This window comes from Bradyrhizobium sp. Leo170, assembly GCF_004296405.1.
GTDB lineage: Bacteria > Pseudomonadota > Alphaproteobacteria > Rhizobiales > Xanthobacteraceae > Bradyrhizobium.
In genome coordinates this window covers 1-22,094 of the sequence record NZ_PSRR01000115.1, presented here as the reverse complement: position 1 = coordinate 22,094, position 22,094 = coordinate 1, and the positions used below count along the sequence as shown (strand labels likewise).

20 protein-coding genes are annotated in these 22,094 nt (G+C 63.9%); 14 read left to right on the top strand and 6 right to left on the bottom strand.

Going from position 1 to position 22,094, the window contains the following annotated elements; all coding sequences use genetic code 11:
- The 3 genes from CWO89_RS20175 to CWO89_RS20165 all read right to left on the bottom strand — a co-directional run.
- A partial coding sequence (locus tag CWO89_RS20175; protein ID WP_207234524.1) for a PepSY domain-containing protein occupies positions 1-353 on the bottom strand: 353 nt, incomplete at its 3' end.
- 279 nt (positions 354-632) lie between these two features.
- Positions 633-1,655: an extracellular solute-binding protein gene (locus CWO89_RS20170; RefSeq protein WP_245476412.1), complete on the bottom strand. Its 1,023-nt coding sequence runs from the start codon at positions 1,653-1,655 to the stop codon at positions 633-635.
- Positions 1,656-1,663: 8 nt separating this feature from the next.
- Positions 1,664-3,859: a TonB-dependent siderophore receptor gene (locus CWO89_RS20165; RefSeq protein ID WP_245476411.1), complete on the bottom strand. Its 2,196-nt coding sequence runs from the start codon at positions 3,857-3,859 to the stop codon at positions 1,664-1,666.
- 453 nt (positions 3,860-4,312) lie between these two features.
- Here CWO89_RS20165 and CWO89_RS20160 point away from each other — a divergent pair, with 453 nt between their 5' ends.
- From CWO89_RS20160 to hemC, 10 genes are all read left to right on the top strand, one after another.
- Positions 4,313-5,740 carry a M20/M25/M40 family metallo-hydrolase gene (locus CWO89_RS20160; protein WP_130580486.1) on the top strand — a complete coding sequence of 476 codons (1,428 nt, stop codon included), beginning with the start codon at positions 4,313-4,315 and terminating at the stop codon, positions 5,738-5,740.
- Between the two features lie 328 nt (positions 5,741-6,068).
- Entirely contained in the window at positions 6,069-6,941 is an 873-nt protein-coding gene (locus tag CWO89_RS20155) for an FAD binding domain-containing protein (RefSeq protein WP_130580485.1), read from the top strand.
- A complete protein-coding gene (locus tag CWO89_RS20150) occupies positions 6,931-7,422 on the top strand; it encodes a (2Fe-2S)-binding protein (RefSeq protein WP_130580484.1) in 492 nt (163 codons plus the stop codon). The genes CWO89_RS20155 and CWO89_RS20150 overlap by 11 nt, the downstream gene beginning before the upstream one ends.
- Positions 7,419-9,761 carry a xanthine dehydrogenase family protein molybdopterin-binding subunit gene (locus CWO89_RS20145; protein ID WP_130580483.1) on the top strand — a complete coding sequence of 781 codons (2,343 nt, stop codon included), beginning with the start codon at positions 7,419-7,421 and terminating at the stop codon, positions 9,759-9,761. The genes CWO89_RS20150 and CWO89_RS20145 overlap by 4 nt, the downstream gene beginning before the upstream one ends.
- A complete protein-coding gene (gene atzD, locus CWO89_RS20140) occupies positions 9,758-10,876 on the top strand; it encodes a cyanuric acid amidohydrolase (RefSeq protein WP_130580482.1) in 1,119 nt (372 codons plus the stop codon). Before CWO89_RS20145 ends, atzD begins: the two co-directional genes overlap by 4 nt.
- Positions 10,876-12,099 carry an FAD-dependent monooxygenase gene (locus tag CWO89_RS20135; RefSeq protein WP_130580481.1) on the top strand — a complete coding sequence of 408 codons (1,224 nt, stop codon included), beginning with the start codon at positions 10,876-10,878 and terminating at the stop codon, positions 12,097-12,099. Before atzD ends, CWO89_RS20135 begins: the two co-directional genes overlap by 1 nt.
- 165 nt (positions 12,100-12,264) lie before the next feature.
- Positions 12,265-12,783 carry a VOC family protein gene (locus CWO89_RS20130; protein WP_130580480.1) on the top strand — a complete coding sequence of 173 codons (519 nt, stop codon included), beginning with the start codon at positions 12,265-12,267 and terminating at the stop codon, positions 12,781-12,783.
- 93 nt (positions 12,784-12,876) lie between these two features.
- A complete protein-coding gene (locus tag CWO89_RS20125) occupies positions 12,877-13,704 on the top strand; it encodes an aspartate dehydrogenase (protein WP_130580479.1) in 828 nt (275 codons plus the stop codon).
- A 72-nt stretch (positions 13,705-13,776) separates the two neighbouring features.
- On the top strand, positions 13,777-14,397 hold the full coding sequence (gene pncA / locus CWO89_RS20120; RefSeq protein WP_130580478.1) for a bifunctional nicotinamidase/pyrazinamidase: 621 nt from the start codon (positions 13,777-13,779) through the stop codon (positions 14,395-14,397).
- A gap of 112 nt (positions 14,398-14,509) precedes the next feature.
- Positions 14,510-15,505: a hydroxymethylbilane synthase gene (gene hemC / locus CWO89_RS20115; protein WP_130580477.1), complete on the top strand. Its 996-nt coding sequence runs from the start codon at positions 14,510-14,512 to the stop codon at positions 15,503-15,505.
- A gap of 97 nt (positions 15,506-15,602) precedes the next feature.
- On the opposite strand, the gene CWO89_RS20110 is transcribed toward hemC, so the two are convergent.
- Genes CWO89_RS20110 through CWO89_RS20100 form a run of 3 tightly spaced genes read right to left on the bottom strand, consistent with a single transcriptional unit; the run spans position 15,603 to position 18,171 of the window.
- On the bottom strand, positions 15,603-16,304 hold the full coding sequence (locus CWO89_RS20110) for a DUF1045 domain-containing protein (RefSeq protein ID WP_130580476.1): 702 nt from the start codon (positions 16,302-16,304) through the stop codon (positions 15,603-15,605).
- A 20-nt stretch (positions 16,305-16,324) separates the two neighbouring features.
- A complete protein-coding gene (locus CWO89_RS20105; RefSeq protein ID WP_130580475.1) occupies positions 16,325-17,518 on the bottom strand; it encodes an alpha-D-ribose 1-methylphosphonate 5-triphosphate diphosphatase in 1,194 nt (397 codons plus the stop codon).
- Positions 17,515-18,171: an LbetaH domain-containing protein gene (locus tag CWO89_RS20100; protein ID WP_130580474.1), complete on the bottom strand. Its 657-nt coding sequence runs from the start codon at positions 18,169-18,171 to the stop codon at positions 17,515-17,517. Before CWO89_RS20100 ends, CWO89_RS20105 begins: the two co-directional genes overlap by 4 nt.
- A gap of 178 nt (positions 18,172-18,349) precedes the next feature.
- On the opposite strand from CWO89_RS20100, the gene phnC reads away from it, so the two are divergent.
- The 4 genes from phnC to phnE (CWO89_RS20080) all read left to right on the top strand — a co-directional run bounded on the left by phnC (position 18,350) and on the right by phnE (CWO89_RS20080) (position 22,012).
- A complete protein-coding gene (gene phnC, locus CWO89_RS20095) occupies positions 18,350-19,165 on the top strand; it encodes a phosphonate ABC transporter ATP-binding protein (protein ID WP_130580473.1) in 816 nt (271 codons plus the stop codon).
- Between the two features lie 106 nt (positions 19,166-19,271).
- Positions 19,272-20,207 (top strand): phosphonate ABC transporter substrate-binding protein, encoded by a 936-nt coding sequence (gene phnD / locus CWO89_RS20090; RefSeq protein ID WP_130580472.1) that lies wholly within the window; start codon positions 19,272-19,274, stop codon positions 20,205-20,207.
- A 75-nt stretch (positions 20,208-20,282) separates the two neighbouring features.
- Positions 20,283-21,167 carry a phosphonate ABC transporter, permease protein PhnE gene (gene phnE / locus CWO89_RS20085; RefSeq protein ID WP_130580471.1) on the top strand — a complete coding sequence of 295 codons (885 nt, stop codon included), beginning with the start codon at positions 20,283-20,285 and terminating at the stop codon, positions 21,165-21,167.
- The gene (gene phnE / locus CWO89_RS20080; RefSeq protein ID WP_130580470.1) at positions 21,164-22,012 is read left to right on the top strand and encodes a phosphonate ABC transporter, permease protein PhnE; all 849 of its coding nucleotides are present in this window, start codon (positions 21,164-21,166) and stop codon (positions 22,010-22,012) included. The genes phnE (CWO89_RS20085) and phnE (CWO89_RS20080) overlap by 4 nt, the downstream gene beginning before the upstream one ends.
- The last annotated feature ends 82 nt before the right edge of the window (positions 22,013-22,094 follow it).

Sequence of the window (22,094 nt, the reverse complement as noted above, 5' to 3'; positions counted from 1 at the left end):
CCGAGCGCGCGCCCATCATAGGGATCGACATAGATCGAGGAAGGCCGGGAGCCGTCGGCGCTGCGGGCAAACCGGATCCGCACCGCTGCGGACGGGTCACTGGCCATCGTCACGGACGCCACTTTGCCAAAGTCGGGATTGGCCTGCAGTCGCGCGATCAACTGGTCCGGCGTCAGCGTCGGAACCGCGCGAGCCTCGACCCGCATGATGTCAGCATTCAGGCTGGCCTGGATTTCGTCCTCGAAACTCATGATCGCGCCTGTTATCCCGACCACGGCCAGCACCAGCGACAGCGCAAGGCCAATGACGGAGTGGACCTGCAACAGGGCGGCCTTGATCGGGTATTTGCTCATAAATTGGAAGGAACAGGTCGCGGGATCAGCGTCGAAATCGGCGAGGCCTGGTGATCACCGCCCACTCAACAGCGTTATCGGAACGATACCGAAAAGATATTCGTCCCGCCACCCAAGCGAGGCTTGCACAGTTTGTAATAGTTCTATGTTGTGTGCCGACGCGCCATTGAGCACGCTCCACAACACTTGCCGCGAAGAATAATGTCATCTTCGCGGAGTATATGACAATTTTGTTTTCGCCTTCCGATCCGGCGGTCGCTGCGCTTTCGGCGAGGGCGCTCACTCGTCGAAGCCGACTTTCTTGACCAGGGCAACCGCAGTCTGCTGATGCGCGGCGATCTGATCGATCAGCACCGCATCGGCTCTGAACGATCCGATTTCCGCGAGGATCGGATCGCGGTCTGCCGAGGCGAGCACGGGATATTCCAGTTCGGCTGCGGCATAGATTCGTTGTGCCGCCGGCGTCACAAGGAACTCGATGAATTTCAGCGCGGCGGCCGTGTGGGCCGCATGCTTCGCAATGGCAGCGCCCGTCAGGTTGACATGGCTGCCGCCGCCCTTGAACGTCGTCGGGACGGCCTTGACGGTTCGGGCCCATTCGCGCCAGTCGCCGCCTTCCCGTCCGTCCCGCAATTGCGCCAGTGCCACGGTATTGGCAATGCCGATCTCGCACGTTCCCTGCGCGATCTCGCGGATCACATCATTGTCCTTGCCGGCCGGTTTGTGGACGAGGTTGTCTTTCAGACCCCTGAGCCAGGCCTCTGTCGGTCCTTCTCCGTGATGAACGAGGTAGGCAGCGATCAGCGCAATGTTGTTCTGGTGCAGTGGCGAGCGCATGCATAGTTTGCCGCGCCATTTCGGATCGGCGAGGTCCTCATAGTCGATTGCAGCGAGCGGGCTGTCCCCGCGCGCCATCACGACGCGTGGCCGGATGGAGAGGGTGATCCATTGCGAAGACCGGCCACGCAGGTTCGGCGGCGCGGCTCGCTCAAGGAGCGGCGATGCCGAGGCCTGCGTCAAACCCTGGTTTGAGAGCTGGGTGGTCTTGTCCAGTCCGATCGTGATCAGCACGTCCGCTGGCGACGCGTTACCTTCCGATGTCAGGCGCTTGACCAGGCTGTCTTCAACAAAGACAGGATTGACCTTGATGCCGCTGTTTTTCGTGAAAGCCGATATCACCGGCTCGATCAGATTTATCTCTCTGGTCGAGTAAAGGGTAATCTCATCGGCGCGGCTTGCCGCCATGCCGGCAACGAAGACGGAGGCCAGCGCGACCAGCAACCCGGTGGCTATCCGCGGCATGCTCATGCCTAGAACTTCACCGTCGCCGAGAGCGAGACGCGCCGTGCGTCGCCAAGAGCGACGGCCAGATTGCTCACGGCCGAGGGATAGTAGACGGTGTCGAACAGGTTCTTGACGTTCAGTTGGTAGATGACCGGCAGGTTGTCGTATTTGGTCTCATAGCTCGCGAAAACGTCCGCGACGACATAGGACGGCAGGACGAAGGTGTTCGCCGCATCGCCCGGCCGGTCGCCGACATAATGCGCTCCACCGCCCAGCCGGAGCCGGCCCGGAAGGGCGGTGCCGAAATCGTAGACCAGGTAAAGCGAGGCCGTGTTCAGGGCGACATTCTGCAGCGCCATGCCGGCCAGCGTCGGATCTTCGATCACCCGCGCGTCGGTGTAGCCATAGCTCCCGATCATGCTCCAATTGTCGGTCAGCCTTCCGGTGACGTCGATCTCGATGCCGCGCGAGCGGACCTTGCCGGCGGTGCGAAATTCGACGATTCCCGTGGCGCTGTTGAGCTGCGATACCAGCACGTTCTTCTTCTCGATATCGTAGAACGCCACGGTTCCCGAGAACCGGTGGTTGAAATCGAACTTGGCGCCGGTCTCCCACGAGACGCCCTCTTCGGGCGCGATATTGGAGCCGATCACCACGCCGCCGGTGAGCGGCGCGATGGTCGAGGTCGGCTTCAGCGATTGCGTATAGCTTGCGTAAAGGGACAGCTCGTCGGTGAGCTTGAGGATGGCGCCGCCGAGCGGGAGCACCTTGTCTCCGGACAGATCAGTGTTGGTCTTGAACGGGCGTCCGCGCCCCGCCAGTTGGTCGAAATCCATGTAGCGCACGCCGGCGACCACCGCGACCCGATCCGTCACATGCAGCGTGTCCTGGAAGAACAGGGAGTATTGGCCAAGCTTGTCGGTCTGGTCGCTGTCGCCAGGGGAGACCGTCGTGCCCGGGAAGACCAGCCCATAGACCGGATCATAGAAATTGAACGAGGGAGTCGCCTGCCGGATCAGGTTCTTGCGATAGATCGTGCGATACTGGCCGTCGCCGCCGAACAGCACATCGTTGCGCATGCCGCCGATCCAGAAGCCGCCCTGCAGGTAGGACGTTCCGTAGCTCACATTGCTGAGCGAACCCTGCGTGCCGTCATTGCTGCGCGTCTCGATGCCGGTCAAGGCATTGACGCCGGTGATGCGGAGCTGGTTGGCGCTGAACGTCTCGGTGTTATAGCTGTAGCCGGCGTAGAGCTTCCAGTCCTCGTTCAGCCGCTGCTCGACCGAGCCCTGCACCAGGTCGGATGTCCCCCACATATTGTTGAAGGGCTCGTCGAGCCGGCGCGTTGCCGGAATAGGCAGTGGCGCCTTGGTGATGGGATCGAATGCCGTGCCGCGATCGAACGGGTAGATGAAATCGCGATGCTCGTAGCTGAGTTGGACCGTGGTCGTGTCGCCGTACCACGCCAGCGACGGCGCAAGCAGCGTTTCGCGGTGACGCCCGAAATTGCGCCAGTAGTCCTCGTTGACGCCATAGCCGATGAAGCGATAGGCGAGACCGCCTTGGCCGATCGGGCCGGTGATATCGAAGGTCGCATCGGCGCCGTTCTTGCTGTTGCCGTAGGTCGAGCCGAGCACGGTGATCGATCCGTGCTGATAGAGTTCCGGGCGCTTGCTGATCGTGTTGACGATGCCGCCGGGATCCATGATGCCGTACAGAAGTGATGCAGGTCCTTTCAGCACCTCGACGCTTTCGACGGCGGGGTTGAAGCTGCGGCCCTGGACCAGCGGCATGCCGTTGCGCATGATCGAACCATCGCGATTATCGCCGAATCCGCGCCTGATGACGGCGTCCTGGGTGCCCGCGAGCGTATTGGTCTGGGTGATGCCGCTGACATTGACGAGGGCGTCGTCGATATTGCGCGGCAATTGATCCTTCAGCACCTGCTCGGGCACGACGTTGACGACTTGCGAGGTGTCGAGCGGCGAAGCGCCGGTGCGCAGCGTGGTCGAACTGGGCATCGCGCGATAGCCCAGCTTGGCTGGATACAGCGCCGCCGCCGCCGCGGCAGCGCGCTCCGATGGCGTAGGCTCCGCAGGCGTAACATTTCGATTTCGTTGCGGCGCCGTCGCTGCTTGAGTCCGCCGCGTGGAAGGGACCACCGGGCGCGCCGGCTTGCGCTTCTGCGCCGGCGATTCGACCGTCACGGATGGCAAGGTCATGCTCGATTGCGCCCGCGCGATCGTGATCGAAGAGGAGCAACCAGCCAGCAAGGCGACGGTGCCGATGAAAAAATGCGCGCGGCTGCCGCCGGCTCGGTTTCGATTGTCTCCGACGAGACGGCCAACAGCACTGACGTTCACTTCGATTCACTTCCAGGACGCGAGATTAGCGCGGTGCCTTTAGCAGCCGCCGCGAACGGAAAGAACAGCGCTGGAATTGAATCTCTCTAAGGACGTGTTTCGCAGGAGTGATTTGCAAATCCGTCACGCGATACAGCGAATGCCTGTTGCTGCATCGAGCCGCTTCATCAATTTGTAGCGAAGGAGCGGTGGAATGCTTGACAGTCGGCTCCGGATAAGCCGTCGCCGGCACCAGGCTTTGCCATCTTGCAAAACCTCTGCGTCCCTGTCTGAATGTCTCGCAACTGGGGCGGGTGGAATCGGAGACCCAAGATGGTTGGAAACGTCAGACCAAGGCTTTCAATCCTGCTGTCGACCGTGCTCGCTGCGGCTCTGCTGGGAGCCCCCACAGTCGCCGCGGAAGGGCTGAGCCCGGATCGGCAGTTCGCGCGCGACGTCTACCAGGAGCTGATCGAGATCAACACCGTCACCGCGACCGGCGACACCGCCAAGGCGGCGGAGGCGATGGCGGCCCGGTTGCGGGCTGCCGGCTTCGCGGACGGCGACGTGCAGGTCTTCTCGCCGGCGCCGCGCAAGGGCAATCTGGTGGCACGGCTGCGCGGCAGCGGCGCGCGCAAGCCGATCCTCCTGCTCGCCCATATCGACGTGGTCCCGGCCAATCGCGAGGACTGGTCGTTCGATCCGTTCAAGCTGACCGAGCAGGACGGCTATTTCTATGCCCGCGGCAGCGGTGACGACAAATACATGGCTGCGGCCTTCGTCACCAACCTCATCCGGTACAAGAAGGAGGGTTACAAGCCCGACCGCGACATCATCCTGGCGCTGGAGACGGATGAGGAGATCCTTGATAGCAACGGCCTCGGCATCCAATGGCTGTTGAAGAACAAGCATGACCTGATCGATGCCGAATTCGCGCTCAACGAAGGCGGCGGTGTCGGTCTGAAGGACGGCAAGCCGATCCGTAACAGCGTGCAGACCTCCGAAAAGGTCTCACTGAGCTACCTGCTCGAGGTCAAGAACAGGGGCGGCCACAGTTCGGTGCCAGTCAAGGACAATGCGATCTATCGCCTCGCCGAAGGGCTGGTTCGACTGTCGAAGTTCAGTTTCCCGATCAATTTGAACGAGACCACCCGGGCCTATTTCGAGCGCACGGCACAGTTCGAGAGTGAGCAGACGGCTTCCGACATCCGCGCGGTGCTCTCCGACAAGCCCGACCCGGCCGCGATGTCGTTTGTCCGGCTTGCGGCCAATCCTGCCTATAACGCCCAGCTCCGCACCACCTGCGTCGCGACGATGCTCGAGGCTGGCCATGCCGTGAACGCGCTGCCGCAGCTTGCGACCGCCAAGGTGAACTGCCGCATCATGCCGGGCGAACCGGTCGACGGTGTCAAGGCGACGCTGGAGCGTGTGCTCGACGACGATCAGATCAAGGTCACGCAAATGGGCCAGGCCGTGTTGAGCGCGCCGTCAGCCCTGCACGAGGAGATCATGGGCGCGATCGATAAACTGTCGCACGAATTCTGGCCGACGGCGGCGGTGATCCCGACCATGAGCACCGGGGCCACCGACGGCAGCTATCTGCGCAACGCGGGCATCCCGACCTACGGTCATTCCGGCCTTGCTGCCGATATCACCGACATCCGCGCCCACGGCAAGGATGAACGGATTCTCGTGAAATCATTCTACGAAGGCGAGGAATATCTTTATCGGCTGGTGAAGATGCTCGCCGGCGGAACGTGACCGGTGCCACCCGTCATTGCGAGCGGAGCGAAGCAATCCATGCCTCCACAAGCGGTGAAATGGATTGCTTCGCTTACGCTCGCAATGACGCGGATACAGCGTCACGAATGCTGACTCCACAAGGAGGACGCATAATCGCTCTGCACATCAACTTTCTGTGCCGCCCAATGTTTATGCACGGGTGAGAAGAATGAGCAGGGATTAGCTGCATTTACATGCAGTTCTGGGCGCCTTTGGGCTCGCCGAGTTTTGACTGGCATTGTTAGATTACAGATAGTCTTATCTCCTGTTTCGAGCCGATGCGGATGCGTTCGTCGAACGAGCCTTTATGAAGCCTGCTCCCTTCAAATACATCGCCGCTTCATCGCTGGATCACGCGCTCTCGCTCAAGGCCGAACATGGCGACGAGGCGAGATTCCTGGCCGGCGGCCAGAGCCTGGTCCCAGCGATGAATTTTCGCCTGGCGCGGCCGGCGGTCGTGATCGATATCAATGGTCTGGATGAGCTGGCCGGCATCGCTCACGGTTCAACCATTCGTGTCGGCGCGCTAACGCGCTATTGCGCGCTCGAGCGGGATAGCGAGTTCCTCAGCTCCTGTCCGCTATTCGCCGACGCGCTGCCACACATCGCGCATCCGCAGATCCGCAACCGCGGCACCATCGGCGGCAACCTCTCGCATGCCGATCCAGCTTCCGAGCTTCCCGCACTCGCGGTCGCGATGGAGGCGCAGATGCGGCTGAAATCGGCCGGCGGCGAGCGGATGCTTGCAGCATCCGAATTCTTCCAGGGATCGCTCACCACCGACCTCGCCGCCGACGAGATGCTGGTCGATGTCGAGTTTCCCGCGCTGCCGCCGCGCAGCGGCGCCTGCTTCATGGAAGTGGCGCGGCGTCGCGGCGATTTTGCCATCGCCGGTTTGGCTACCATTGTAACGCTGGACACGGAAGGCCGCTGCAGCAAGGTCCGGCTCGCGTTGTGCGGCGTCGGCGAGACACCGGTCGATGCCAGCGAGGTTGCCGCGCCCCTGATCGGTCAGGCCTGCGCCGATGGGCCGATCAAGGCTGCCGCTGCTGCCATTCAGGCAGCGATCGAGCCTGCCGGCAATGTCCACGCCAGCGCCGACTATCAGCGGCATCTCGCCGGTGTGCTGGCGCAGCGCGCGATCCGTACGGCCTTTCAGCGGGCGGCAAATGCAGCCTGACCGCCACGAGATCAGCGTCTCCGTCAACGGAACCGCTTATCGGCGCAGCGTCGAGTCGCGGATGCTGCTGAGCGATTTCCTGCGCCACGATCTGTTGCTGGCAGGCACCCATGTCGGCTGCGAGCATGGCGTCTGCGGCGCCTGCACGATCTTGCTCGATGGCGCGCCGATCCGCTCCTGCCTTATGCTGGCAGTGCAGGCCAATGGACACGAGCTTTCGACCATCGAAGGCCTCGCCTCTGACAGCGGCGAACTCCGCCCGGTGCAGAAGGCGATGCACGAGCATCACGGCCTGCAATGCGGCTATTGCACGCCGGGCATCCTGATGACCATGACGGCGTTCCTGAAGCAGAACCCGTCACCGTCGGAAGAGCAGGTGCGCGAGGCGCTGTCAGGCAATCTTTGCCGTTGCACCGGCTATCAGCACATCGTCGATGCCATGATGGCCGCGGCGCAGGCGATGCGAGCGGCCGCGCCATGACGACACGGTTCTTCGGCGCCCCCGTCAAGCGCAATGAAGATCGCAAGCTCCTCACCGGGCAGGCGCTATTTGTCGACGATGTCGAGCTGCCGGACATGCTGCATGTGGCGTTCCTGCGCAGCCATGCCGCGCACGCGCGCATCAAGCGCATCGATGTTTCCCGGGCGCTGCAGCGCCCGGGCGTTGTGGCGATCTACACTGCCGACGATTACGGCGCCTACTGGCAGCCCGGTCCATTGTTGGTGCCACCGCCGCCGATCCCGGGAAGCGTCTTCAACCAGCGCACGCAAGTGCCGCTCGCCAAGGATAAGGTCCGGCATGTCGGCGAGCCCTTGGCCGTCGTCGTGGCCGAAAGCCGCTACATCGCCGAGGATGCGCTCGACGATATTGAGGTCGATCTTGAGCCGCTGCCGGCGGTGATCGATCTTGAAACCGCGCTGCGCCCCGGCTCGGTCCTGGTGCATGACGACCTCGGCTCCAACGTCTCCGCGCATGTGCATCAGAGCAAGGGCGACTATCGCGCCGCCGCCGCCAAGGCGCATCTGGTCATCAAGCGCCGCCTTGCCTACGAGCACGGCATCGCCTCGACCATCGAGACGCGCGGCGTCGTCGCGCATTGGGAGGCGCGCAGCCAGCACATGACGATCTGGGACACGACCCAGGCGCCGGTGTTCGTGCGCAACGGTCTCGCCGCCGTGCTCGGCCTCGGCGAGCGGCAGGTGCGGGTGATCGCGCCCTTCGTCGGCGGCGGCTTCGGGCCGAAGATCATGATGTTCTACCCGGAAGAGGTGGCGCTGCCCTGGATCTCGATGCGGCTCAACCGTCCGGTGAAATGGATCGAGGATCGGCTGGAGCATTTCTTTGCCACCACGCATGAGCGTGGTCAGATCCACGATGCCGAGATCGCGGTTACGCGCGACGGCCGCATCCTCGGCGTCAAGGACGTGTTCCTGCACGACGGCGGCGCCTATGATCCTTACGGATTGACAGTGCCGATCAACAGCCAATGCACTCTGCTTGGTCCCTACGTGGTGCCGTCCTACGACTCCACCTTCACCGCCGTTTTCACCAATCTGCCGATCGTGACGCCCTATCGCGGCGCCGGTCGGCAGCATGGCGTGTTCGTGATGGAGCGATTGCTCGATCTCGCCGCGCATGAGCTGAACATTGATCCCGCCGAGATCCGGCGGCGCAACCTCATCCCGGCCGATGCGTTCCCGTACAAGAACGGGATTATCTACCAGGACTTTTCCCAGCTCGAATATGACAGCGGCAATTACGAGCCGGTGCTCGACCAGGCGCTGCAGGTGATCGGCTATGCCGAGTTCAAGCAGGAGCAAGAGAAGCTGCGCGCGCAGGGCCGTCACGTCGGCATCGGCATCGCCTGCTATGTCGAAGGCACCGGCATCGGACCCTATGAGGGCGCGAGAGTGCAGGTGCAGGCCAACGGCAAGGTCAGCGTCGCGACCGGCATCGGCACGCAGGGGCAGGGGCATTTCACGAGCTTTGCCCAGATCGTCGCCGATCAGCTCGGCGTCGACGTCACCGATGTCGACATCGTCACCGGCGACACCGACCAGTTCTATTGGGGTGCCGGCACGTTTGCGAGCCGCGGCGCGGTGGTGGCGGGCAATGCAGTCAACGAAGCCTCCCGCGCGGTACGGCAGAAGGCGCTGAAGCTCGCCAGCGACGCCTTCGAATGCGCCGAAGAGGATCTGGTGCTTGCCGACGGCAAGATCTCGATCGTCGGCATTCCCGAAAAATTCTTGAGCCTCGGCGAACTCGCGCGGCGTGCCAATCCGATGCGCGGCGCGGTGAAGCCAGGCACCGAACCGGGATTGGAATCGACGCAATATTTCGGGCCGCCGAGCGGCGCGACCGCCAATGGCGTGCATGCCATGATCGTCGAGGTTGACCCTGATACGTTCGACCTCAAGATTCTCAAATACGTCGTCGTCCACGATTGCGGCACGGTGATCAACCCGCTGATCCTTGAAGGGCAGATCCATGGCGGCGTCGCGCAGGGCATCGGCAACGCCTTCTACGAAAAGCTGGTGTTCGACGACCAGGGCCAGCTCCTGAACGCCTCGCTCGCCGACTATCTGTTGCCGACCGCGCTTGACGTGCCGCGCATGGAGCTCGGCCACACCGTAACGCCGTCGCCGCTCAACCCGATGGGCATCAAGGGTGCAGGGGAAGCAGGGGCGATTCCCGTCGGTCCCCTGTTCGCACAGGCGATCGAGGATGCGCTGCAGCTCAAGGAAAAGAGCGTCGAGCTGTTGGAGATCCCCCTGAGCCCGAGCTGGATTTTTGACCTGATCAAGGCGAGCGAGCCATGAGGACGGCGCAGGTTTTCCGGCTTTCGATGGCGCATCCCGGCGATCTTTCCGAGCTGGATCGCCTGATCGCCGACGGCTCCGTCCGCGCCGCCGATGTCGTTGCCATCATCGGCAAGACCGAGGGCAATGGCGGCGTCAACGATTTCACCCGCGGCTACTTCACCCAGACCTTGATGCTGCTGCTGTCGAAGTATCTGGACAAGCCGGCGGCGCAGTTGATCCGTGAAATCCCCTGCGTGCTCTCGGGCGGCACCGAAGGCGTGATGAGCCCGCATTACAGCGTGTTCTGCATCAGCGAGACCGAACCGGCGCCAGAGGCTGGATCGTCGCTCGCGATCGGCACCGCGTTCAGCGATCCGGTCCCGGCGGAGGAAGTCGGCCGCCGCGCCCATGTCGATAGCGTCGCCAACGCCGTGCGCACCGCGATTGCCGATGCCGGGATCGAGCGATTGCAGGACGTCCACTTCGTGCAGGTGAAGTGCCCCTGCGTGACGGTCGCCCGCGCTGCCGCCGCGCTCGCGGCCGGCAAGACCCCGCTCACCAACGATCCTAACAAGTCGATGGCTTTTGCCCGTGCCGCCGGCGCATTCGGCGTGGCCGTTGCACTCGACGAACTGGCGCTATCCGCCTTCACCGACGCGTCGCTGCTCAGCGACTTCTCGATCCAGTCACCGCGCGCCAGCATTTCCTCCGGCGTTGAAGTGGAAAGCAACGAGGTCGTCGTGCTCGGCAACAGCCCGCGCTGGACTGGTCCGCTGCAGATTTCGCACCGTCCGATGGCGGACGCGCTCGACATCGGTGCGGTCGTCGATGTGCTCGCCGATCTCGGCATCGCTGCCAATCCGCAAGTCTCGGCTACCGACGCCGCGCGGATCGCGACCGTGCTGGTCAAATGCGAGCCCGACCGGCGCGGAAAAATTCGCGGCAACAGGCACACCATGCTCGACGACACCGATATCAACGCCCAGCGCCACATCCGTGGCGCGGTCGCCGGCCTCGTTGCCGGCGTGATCGGCGACAGCAGGATCTTCGTCTCCGGCGGCGCCGAGCATCAGGGCCCTGATGGCGGCGGCCTGATTGCCGTCATTGCTTCGCAAGAGGAAGGTTTGGCCTGATGCGCATTGTCATCATCGGCGCAGGCGTCGCGGGATGCGTGATGGCGCGCAGGCTCGCGCGATTGGACGGCGTGGAGGTAACCTGCCTCGAGCGGGTCTCGCGCGACGATCATTCCGAAGCCGGCACCGGGCTCAATGTCGGGCCGAACGCCGTCAAAGCGGTGAAACTGATCGATCCGGAACTGGCCGAGAGCATCACCGCGGCGGGCTTTCTCTGGAAAAATTGGCGGATCTCGCTCACCGACGGCACCGTGCTGTTCGACCTGCCGCTGCAGGAGGTCGCGGACGGACCGGGCTGGCGCATCCGCTGGTCGGAGCTTTACCGCGTGCTGCGCGAGGCCGCAGGGGACACGGTCTCCTATGGCTGCGAGATCGTCGAGGTCGGCCGTGACAGCGTCGATCCGCGCAAGACTTTTGTCAGTTGGACGCAGGATGGCACAACGCATCGGCTCGACAACATCGATCTCTTGATTGCCGGCGATGGCCGCTACTCGGAGGTGCGCCGCGTGATCTCCGGCGAGCCGCGGATCATGCCGACGGGAGTGGCCATCTTCCGCGTGCTGGTGCCGGATACGTCGCGCGGCCTGATCGACGATTACGAACAATGGTTCAACGGACCCCACCGTCTCTTGTCGTTCCGCGTGCCACCGGACCACATCTATGTCGCCGGCACTTTCCCGATCGATCCCGAGGCGCAGATTTCCCAGAGCCAGAAAACGCCCGAGGTCCTGCGCGCCGCCTACACGCCGCGCGCCGCGCCGCCAAGCGATCAGGCGCGCTGGCTGATCGACACCGTCTGCAACAACGTCGCCGACACTCATTGGGCACGGATGCAGGAGCACGAAGTGCTCTACCGTGCCGCCGATTGCAGCGTGCTCTATCTCGGCGATTCCGCCCACGGCATGGTGCCGACATTGGGGCAGGGCGCGACCCAGGCGCTGGAGGATGCCGCCAATGCGGCCGCGCTGATCACGCAGCGCTACAACGCCGGAAGCCGTGATGTCGCAAGCTGGCTCACCGAGTTCGAAGCCCTGCGCAAGGACCGCATGCGTTTCGTGATGGAGTTCTCGCTTGCTGCCACCGACACGATGCTGGCAGGCGCCGATCCCGTCGCGGGAACCCTGCACAAGAACGAAGCGCCGTTTCTGAACAAGTTGAAGTCGCTCTATTGCGACGTCGGACTTCTCCCTCTCCCCGCTCTTGCGGGGAGAGGGGCGGGGTGAGGGGCTTCCTCCGCGAACACGGTGAGAGCTGTATTCGTGGAGGCTCCCCCTCACCCGAAATTCAAGCTGCGCTTGAATTTCGACCTCTCCCCGCAAGCGGGGCGAGGTGAAGAAACGTCATCACGCCGTGGAATGAGCGGCCAAGGATTTGAGGAGATCAACGTCATGACCAGAGCCGAACCGACGCTGCCGATCGCAACCGTGCACGGCCTCTATCACATCGCCATCAAGACCGAGAACTTGGCGGCAACGCGGAAATTCTACACCGAGATCATCGGGCTTCGCGAATTCGCACGTCCCGATTTCGGCTATCCCGGCGCCTGGCTCGGTTGCCCGCAGCCCGGCGGGCTCGCGATCATGCACATCTATGCCGGCGGTCCCGCGCTCGGCCCCGAAGGCAAGGCGCCGGCGGGAACAGCGGCGATCGACCATGTCTCGCTGTCCTGCTCCGGCTATCGCTCCTTCGTCTCGCGCTTCAAGGCGGCCGGGCTCGACTGGCGCGAATTCATCGTGCCCGGCACCACGCTCTGGCAGTTGTTCGTCTATGACCCCAGCGGCGTGCAGCTCGAACTGACCTTCGAGTGCGGCGGCGAGGGCGAAGAAAAGCCTGACATGTCGCCGGGCCGCAAATATGTTGCCGGCGCAAGCTTCTTCGACAAGGCGACCTATCCCAAGCTCGCCTGACGATGGCCGGTGATCGCCTGATCCATCCAATCGGCAATTGACACCCGGCCGCCAGTGCGGGACAGGACAGGCATCTGTCCTTGGAGCAGTCGGATGGTGGACTCGAACAGCACGCGACCCGGGGCACGCGTGGCCGTGGCAGGCCTCGGTGCGATCGGCGCGAGCGTGGTGAAGGAACTGGATCGCGGCATCGAGGGATTGGCGCTCAGCGCGGTCGCGGCGCAGAACGTCGCCAAGCACCAGGCCTGGCTCAATGACCTGACAACTCCGCCAAAGGTCCTGCCGATCGAGGAACTCGCCGATGCCGCCGACATCGTGGTCGAATGCGCGCCGAGCAAGCTGGTGCGTTCGATCGTGGCGCCGGTGGTCGAGCGCGGCAAGACCGCGGTCGTGCTCAGCGTCGGCGCACTGCTCCAGAACGAAGACCTGATCGCGCTTGCGCGGAGGAGCGGCGGCCAGATCGTGGTGCCGACCGGCGCCCTGATCGGGCTCGACGCCGTGACTGCCGCGGCGGAGGGCACCATCCATTCGGTCCGGCTGGTGACGCGGAAGCCGCCGCTGGGGCTCGTCGGCGCGCCTTATCTGGTCGAGAACGACATCAGCGTTGAAGGGCTCGCCGAGCCGCTGCGGATCTTCGAAGGAACCGCGCGCGAGGCGGCGAAGGGCTTTCCGGCCAACCTGAACGTCGCCGTGGCGCTGTCGCTTGCCGGTATCGGCCCCGACCGCACCCGGGTGGAAATCTGGGCCGACCCGACGGTGACGCGCAACACCCACCGCATCGAGGTGGATTCCGATTCGGCGCGCTTCTCGATGACGATCGAGAACATCCCGTCGGAAAACCCGCGCACCGGCCGCATCACCGCGCTGTCCGTGATCGCCTGCCTGCGCAAGCAGCGCGCCTCGCTGCGCATCGGGACCTGACGGGCGCGGTTGTCTGCTGCGGGGCCGCGACTTTTCAGCTAAGCTAGGCCAACAGATAGAGCCGAGCTGCCCATGCGAATTCACCCCGACGACCTGCTCCTCATCATCGACGTGCAGAATGATTTCTGCCCCGGCGGCGCGCTGGCCGTAGCCGACGGCGATGCGGTGGTGCCTGTCGTCAACCGGCTCGCTGGGCGGTTCGATCATGTGGTGCTGACACAGGATTGGCATCCGCGAGGCCACAGCTCCTTTGCGACCTCACACCAGGGCTCCGCGCCGTTCGAAACCATCACCATGCCCTACGGTCCGCAGACGCTGTGGCCGGAGCATTGCGTGCAGGGCACGGCGGGCGCCGCGTTCCACCCGCAGCTTTCGACCGACAAAGCGGAGCTTGTGATCCGAAAAGGCTTTCGCTCCGCAATCGATTCCTATTCCGCCTTCCACGAGAACGACCGCACCACGCCGACCGGCCTTGCCGGCTATTTGCGCGAGCGCGGACTGAAGCGGATCTTCATGGCCGGGCTCGCCACCGACTATTGCGTCCATTATTCCGCGCTGGATGCGCGCCGCCTCGGCTTCGAGACCGTGGTCGTGGAATCCGGCTGCCGGGCGATCGATCTTTCCGGCTCGCTTGCGGCTGCGCATGCGGCAATGGCGGCGGCCGGTGTTCAGGTCGTGAGCAACCTGGATTGACGCGCTTCCTTCACCGGCCCATTCCTTCCCGGAAAACGCGGCGAAAAGCGTTGTTTTGATTGGGCTTTTGCTCTAATCCCTCGGCTTTATCGACGGCTCGAACGGAGACATTGTGGCGGGACAGACCTTACGCATCGGCACGCGCAAGACGGCCATGGCGATGGCGCAGACCGAGGAAGTCGCGCGCCTGTTGCGTGCGTCGGCTTCTGACCTGACCGTCGAGATTGTCAGGTTCGAGACCCGCGGCGATCAGGACCAGACCAGCAAGTTGCTGCGCCATGGCGGCAAGGGCGGCGCCTTCGTCGCCGAGATCCGCGAGGCGATGCGCGCGGGCGAGCTGCAGGCCGCGATGCATTCGCTGAAGGATGTGCCCGGCAATGAGGAAACGCCGGGCCTCGTGATCGGCGCCACCCTGCCGCGCGACGCCGCAACCGACTGCCTGGTGCTGCGTCCCGGTCTTTCGCTGGAAAGCTTTCGTGCAAGCCGCGGCAAGGGTTTCAAGATCGGCACCAACGCGGTGCGCCGCGCGGCTTACTTGCGCAGGCTGTTTCCGGAAGCAAGCGTGATCCATTTTCGCGGCGCCGCCGACACCCGCATTGCCAAGCTCGATCGTGGCGACAAGCAGCGTTTGCCCGATGGCGGCGAGGTGGGTCCGGCGGATGCGCTGGTGATGGCACGCTCGGGGCTCGAACGCATCGGGCGTGCATCGCGCATCGCCTATGCCTTCCCGGTCGACGAAATGCTGCCGGCGGTCGGGCAGGGCATCGTCGCCGTCGAATGCGCGGCGAACGATTTCGCGACGCGCGCCCGTCTTGCCAAGATCGAGAATACGTCATCGCGGCTCGCCGCCGAAGCCGAGCGCGAGGTGCTGTGGATCCTGAACGGCCACTGCAATTCGCCGATCGCCGGCCATGCCACGCTTGCCGGCGGCGAGATGATTTTGCGCGCCTCGGTGTTGGATGAAACCGGCGACCGCTTCATCGAGGCATCGCGCACCGGCCCCGCCGACCGCCCCCGCGAACTCGGCCGCGCCGTCGGATTGGAGTTGCTCGAAAAGGGCGCCGCCGAAATCATCGCCCGCACAAGACCGGAAGAAACGGACGAGTAAGTCGTAGCCCGGGTGAAGCGCAGCGCAACCCGGGACCGCTGGTAGACGCTGAGGCAGAGACCCCGGGTTACGCGTTCCGCCCCACCCGGGCTACGGGTCAAGCCCGGGACGACGGCGTAAGCGGCCAATGTGCGATGATGCGGAAGCGCGATGCGGCATCGTCCTGGCGAAACAGTGCGAGCCGGTCGATCGCGAGCGTTGCGAGCCGCACAGAGGCAAAGCGCTCTCGCAGCATCGGTACCACGACTTCACGGCGCTCGGCTTCCAACCGTCCGGTGAGCGTCATGTGGAAGCGGAATTCTTCCATCACGTAAGGGTAGCCCCAGCGGTCGAGATATTCGACCTGCCGCGGCGTCAATCGCTCGGGATTTCGCCTTGCGCGATCCTGAGGCGTCAGCGGCGCGCGGAATGAGTCGAAGTCGCGCGTCACGTCGGCCGCGAGCTGCTGCAACTCCGCCGACGGCTTTGCCGGGATCATCGCGATGAAGCCGCTGATCGAATCGATGATGGATTCGATCACGGGAATTGGCCGCGGCGTATCGGCGAAAGCCTCGCATGCGCCAATCAAATCGGCTTCGGTCTTTCCTTCCGCCAGCGCAATCGGCGCTTTCAGCGTGGCATGAAAGCCGTATTTGCGAGGGTCCTGCGTGACCTCGCGCCAGTCCGGCGGCAAGCCCTCGGGAAAAGGCAGGTCGCTGCCATGATAGGCATCGTAGCCGAGCATCTTGGCGCCGAAACGATCGAGCGCACTGGCTGGTGCCGGCGCATAGTAGAGGGCGTAACGCGGAAAGTTGGCCATCGTCGTAAGACCTGGGAGCGTCAAGCGGCAGCAACCGCTTTGCGCGGTGCTGTTGAATAGGTGAGCCGGCTGGCGTCGGCCAGATGCACGAGACGTCCCGCTGATATCACCGCGACAATGCGAGGCCGCAGCGGAACCTTGTCGTCGACGATGATCATGTCGGCGCGGCGACCTTCGGCGAGCACGCCGCGGTCGTCGAGCCCGGCGGCGCGCGCCGGCGCCGCCGAGATCAGGTCCCACGCCTTTTCCAGCGGCAGAATGCCATCCGCGGCAAGGCGGAAGGCCGCCAGCAATTGCGCCGGATAGTAATAGTCCGAGGCCAGTACCGAGCAGAGACCCTTGGCGATCATGTCGGACGCTTTGGTCCAGCCGGTATGGCTGCCGCCGCGCACGACATTCGGCGCGCCGTACACGATGTGATCGCCGGCGGCCGCCGCCTCGCGCGCGGTCTCTTCGTTGACAGGGAATTCGGCGATGCCGACGCCCTGGTCGCGAAAGCCTTTGCGCATCTCGGGGCTGTTGTCGTCATGCGAGAGCATGCGGACATTGGCCGAACGCGCCGCGCCCGCGAGGCGGGAGACTGAGGCCGGCACCTCGTGCGCGCGCGACACCACGCGTGTGACCAACTGGTCGAAGTCCTCGGCCGAAAGTCCGGTGCGCTCCACCATCCGGTTGCGCTTCCGCGGCCTTGCCAGGTCCCCGATCGTCCCATCCATGTGGTCGTTGAACGCGAACAGGTCGACGCGGCCCTCCGCGAGCCGGCCGATGATCTCTGCTTCGGCGTCGAGATTGTAGGTCTCGTGGCGCAGATGGAAGCGCGTGTCGGCTGCAAGGTGCGGGCGCATCTGCTCGATCGCCTCCAGCAGTCTGCGCGCATTGTCGGCGCTGCGCAGACCCGGCTCCCACGACCAGGTCGTGGCGTGGAACACCGTCGTGATTCCGTTTGAGATCGCCTGCCGGTCGCTGTCGGCGAGCGCCACGTCGATCGGGAAATCGACGCCGGCGCGCGGCATCATCTGCCGCTCGAAGGCGTCGCCATGCAGGTCGACGATGCCGGGCAGCACCAAGAGATCACGCGCGTCGATGCCGAGCGCATCGCGACCGTCTACATCTCCGCCGAGGGCTGCGATGTCCAGGCCCGCGGTCCGCAGCCGCGTTTCGACAAGTTCGCCGTCAACGAGCGCCTTGCCGCGTTCGATAATAATGTCGGTCACGAGATGGCACTCCGGCGGGCTGTTGGCGTGTTCAACGCTTCATACTTTGCGAGGAAGTCCTCGACAACCAGCTTGCGGAAATCCGGCAGCGCTTGGCGCAACATTTCGTGATCCCAGTCCCACCAGGCGAGCGCCGCAAGGCGGCTGGTGATGTCGTCGGGAAAGCGCTTGTGGAGCGGCCGCGCCGGATTGCCGGCGACGATGGTATAGGCGGGAACATCCTTGGTCACGATCGCGCCAGCCGCGACCACCGCGCCGGTTCCGATCGAGCGTCCGGGCAGGATGATCGCGCCATGTCCGATCCAGACGTCATGGCCGATATGCACGCGGTGCTCTCGGCGCCATTCGAAGAATTCGGCCTCGTCATGTTCGCCCGGGAAGTATGCGCTGGCGCGATAGGTGAAATGCGCCTGCGACGCACGATGCATCGGATGATTGCCGGGATTGATCCGTGTCATCGCCGCGATCGAGCAGAATTTACCAATCGTGGTGTAAGTGAGCTGCGCGTCGTTCACGACATACGAATAGTCGCTCATCGTGACTCCGAGCAGGATGGTTCGCGCTCCGACCTCGGTATAGGCGCCAAGCTGGCTGTCCCGCACCGATGCGGTGGGATCAATGGTCGGTACAACGGAAAGCATCTTGCCGGCCATCTTCGCCTCTCGAACGGTTGCGGGGAGGGCACGTCTTCGATGCGCTTCATAACATTAGCGTGACAGATGGGTGACATTGCCGACGGTGTGGAGGATCGCCGCACTGCAGCGCGTTTGTCACACAACTGTAATTCAGCGGCGTTAGCCGTTACGCGACGTGACGGGTTCGGAGCACTGCATGCTGGTGGTGGAAGGTTTGACGTGCCGTTTCGGCACAAAAGCCGCGGTGGACAATGCTTCGTTCTCGGTTCAGCCCGGTAGTTTCGTCGGCGTGATCGGCCGCTCGGGCGCTGGCAAGTCGACATTGTTGCGGATGGTCAACCGTCTCGCCGATCCGACCGAAGGCCGCATCCTGTTCGAAGGTGTCGACGTCACCGCACTGCGCGGCAAGGCGCTGCGGCAGTGGCGCGCGCGTTCGGCGATGATCTTTCAGCAGTTCAATCTGGTCGGCCGGCTCGACGTGCTGACCAATGTGCTGATGGGCCGCCTCGCTGAAATCCCGGCCTGGCGCTCGTTGACCCAGCTTTGGCCCGAGCAAGACAGGGCGCTCGCGATGTCGGCGCTCGAGCAGTTCGACATCGCGCAGTTCGCCGCTCAGCGCGCCGACCAGCTCTCCGGCGGCCAGCAACAGCGCGTCGCGATCGCCCGCGCGCTGGTGCAGGAGCCCGATATCATCCTCGCCGACGAGCCGATCGCCTCGCTCGATCCGCGCAATACCAAGATCGTGATGGACGCGCTGCTGCGCATCAACAAGCATTTCGGCATCACCGTGCTCTGCAACCTGCATTCGCTCGATCTGGCGCGCAGCTATTGCGACCGCCTGATCGGCATGGCGGCAGGCCGCGTGGTGTTCGATGGTCAGCCGTCGATGCTGACCGATCACGTCGCCCGCGAGCTCTACGATCTCGAGGCCAATGATGTCATCGGCGGGGCGCCAATGCCTGCGCCCGATGCCGCAACAGCTCCGGCGCTCGGCACCGCAGCCGCGGCCTGAACGTCGCAACCTTGATCCAGGGAAAGCCGCTGCAGGTGCAGTCGGCCTCTAGAGCATGATCCGAAAAGATCATGTTCCAAGCGCTACCATAACAGCAGGGGTAAACATGATCACTCGTCGCATCGTTCTCGCCGGCGCTGCCGCGCTCGCGCTCGCCGCGTCCGCGTCGGCGCAAGACTGGAAGGCCAAATATCCGGAGCTGACCTTCGCGGTCGTGCCGGCTGAAAACGCGTCCGGCGTCACCGAGCGCTGGACGCCGTTCGTCAACTATCTCTCCAAGGAACTCGGCGTGAAGGTCACGCTGCGCATCGCCAACGATTATGCTGCGGTGATCGAGGGCCAGCGCTCCGGCAACATCCAGATCGCCAGCTACGGTTCGGCCTCCTTTGCCCGCGCGCGGCTGACCGGCGTCAAGACCGACGCCTTCGCAAACGACATCAATGCCGACGGCTCGACCGGCTACTACTCGGTGTTCTTCGTCAAGGCGACCAGCCCGTACAAGACCGTCGAGGACGTGAAGGGCAAGAACCTCGGCCTCGTCGATCCGAACTCAACCTCGGGCAACAACGTGCCGCGCTTCGAGCTGAACAAGAAGGGCATTCCGGACGCCGAAGCCTATTTCAGCAAGGTCGTCTTCACCGGCAGCCACGAGAACGCGGTCCTCGCGCTTTCGCAAGGCACCGTCGACGTCGCCGCCAACCAGTGGACCAGCGACGACGACTCCACGCTCGCCCAGATGCTGCACAAGGGCATGCTGAAGAATGCCGACGGCTCGCCGATGAAGAAGGAAGATTTCCGCATCATCAACAAGTCGGCCGAGATCATCAACGGACCCTATGCCTATAACACCGATCTTCCCGACGATCTGAAGGCCGCGATCGCAAAGGCCTTCTTCGAGGCGCCGGCCAAGGACAAGGTGATGTTCGACAAGCTCTCGGACGGCCAGAAGAAGGGCTTCCACCCCGCGACCACCAAGGATTGGGACGGCACGATCGAGCTGATCAAGTTCGTCGACACCCTGCGCAAGAAGAAGGCGTCCTGATCGGTTGACACGAACTACGCAGGCCGGGTCGATTGCGACCCGGCCTGTTTCCATTGAGGGCAAGCAGCAGATCCGATGACCACCGCCGTATCCATCCTTCCCGCTCAGCAGCTCGCGGCGCTGAACGAGGCCTATCGCAAGGCGGTCGCGCGCAAGCGGCTGAAGATGATGCTGGCGGCGGCGGTGTTTATCGCGGCGCTCGTCGTCGCTGGCATCGGCGCCGAAGTGAACCTGCGCACGCTTTTCACCTATTTCGGCAACTTCGTCTCCTATTTCGACCGCATCCTCACGCTCGATAACGGCCAGCGGGTCTGGACCGATTTCGGCGAATGGTTCTGGGGCTGGAAGCAATGGCTGAAGCTGCTCGCCGAGACCATTTTGATCAGCTATGTCGGCACGCTGACCGGCGCCGTCTTTGCGTTCGCGCTGAACTTCTTCGCCGCGCAGAATACCTCGCCCGGGCCGTGGCTGCGCTTCGTCGTCCGCCGCCTGCTCGAATTCGCCCGCACCGTGCCCGGCATCGTGTTCGCGTTGGTGTTCGTGATCGCGTTCGGCCTCGGGCCGATGGCGGGCGTGCTGGCGATCGCCGTGCACTCGACCGGCGCGCTCGGCAAATTGTTCTCCGAGATCGTCGAGAATGCCGACATGAAGCCGGTGGAAGGCATCCGCTCGACCGGCGCGAGCTGGCTCTCCTGCATGCGCTTTGCGGTGCTGCCTCAGGTTTCAGCGGGCTATGCCAGCTATGCGCTGTTGCGCTTCGAGATCAATGTGCGCGAGGCGTCGGTGATGGGCTTTGTCGGCGCCGGCGGCATCGGGCAGGAGCTCGTGGTCGCGATCCGCAAATTCTACTATTCCGACGTCAGCGCCATCCTGGTCACCATCATCGTCACCGTGTTCGTGATCGACATCACCACCGGCTGGCTGCGCGCAAAACTGTTCGGCAAGGAGGCGCGGGCATGAGCCAATTGCCGAAGCCGGATTCGCTGGCGCTGCGGACGAAATATCCAGATGTTTTCGAGCGCCCGGCCTCGGCGCGCCTCGCCACGCCCTTGATGCTGCTGGCGGCGTTCGCGGTCTTCGTCTTCGGACTGTTCGATCTCGACTTCTCGCCGACCAAGCTGGTGAGCGGCCTGCGCGAGCTCGGCTGGATCACGTTGATGATGATCCCGCCCGATCCTGGCTCATCGCTGCCGACCTATCTCTCCGCGCTCGGCGAGACGCTGTCGATCGCGCTGCTCGGCACCACGATCGCCGCGTTCCTGGCGCTGCCGGTCAGCCTGCTCGCCGCGCGCAACATCGTGCCGTCAGCCATCTTCCGTTTTCCGGTGCGGCGCTTCCTGGATTCGATCCGCGGCGTCGACCAGCTCATCTGGGCCTTGGTGTGGATTAATGTCGTCGGCCTCGGCCCGTTTGCCGGCGTGCTCGCCATCGCGGTGTCGGACTTCGGCGCCTTCGGCAAATTGTTCTCTGAGGCCATTGAGGAGGCCGACAAGAAGCAGGTCGAGGGTATCAGAGCTTCCGGCGGCAGCGCGCTGCACGAGATCCGCTTCGGCCTGATCCCGCAGGTGCTGCCCGTGATCGCGGGGCAGGTGCTCTATTACATCGAGTCGAACACGCGTTCGGCCACCATCATCGGCATCGTCGGCGCCGGCGGCATCGGGCTGCAGCTCGCCGAGCAGATCCGCGTCCTGGAATGGCAGAAGGTCTCGTTCCTGATCTTGATGATCCTGGTCGCGGTCGCCGTGATCGACTGGATATCGACAAAACTCCGCTTCGCCATCATCGGCCAGCGCGCGGTGGCGTGAGCCTAACCGCGGTTCCGTAGGGTGGGCAAAGCGAAGCGTGCCCACCATCAAGCACTCCGCTCGGAATGGTGGGCACGCTTCG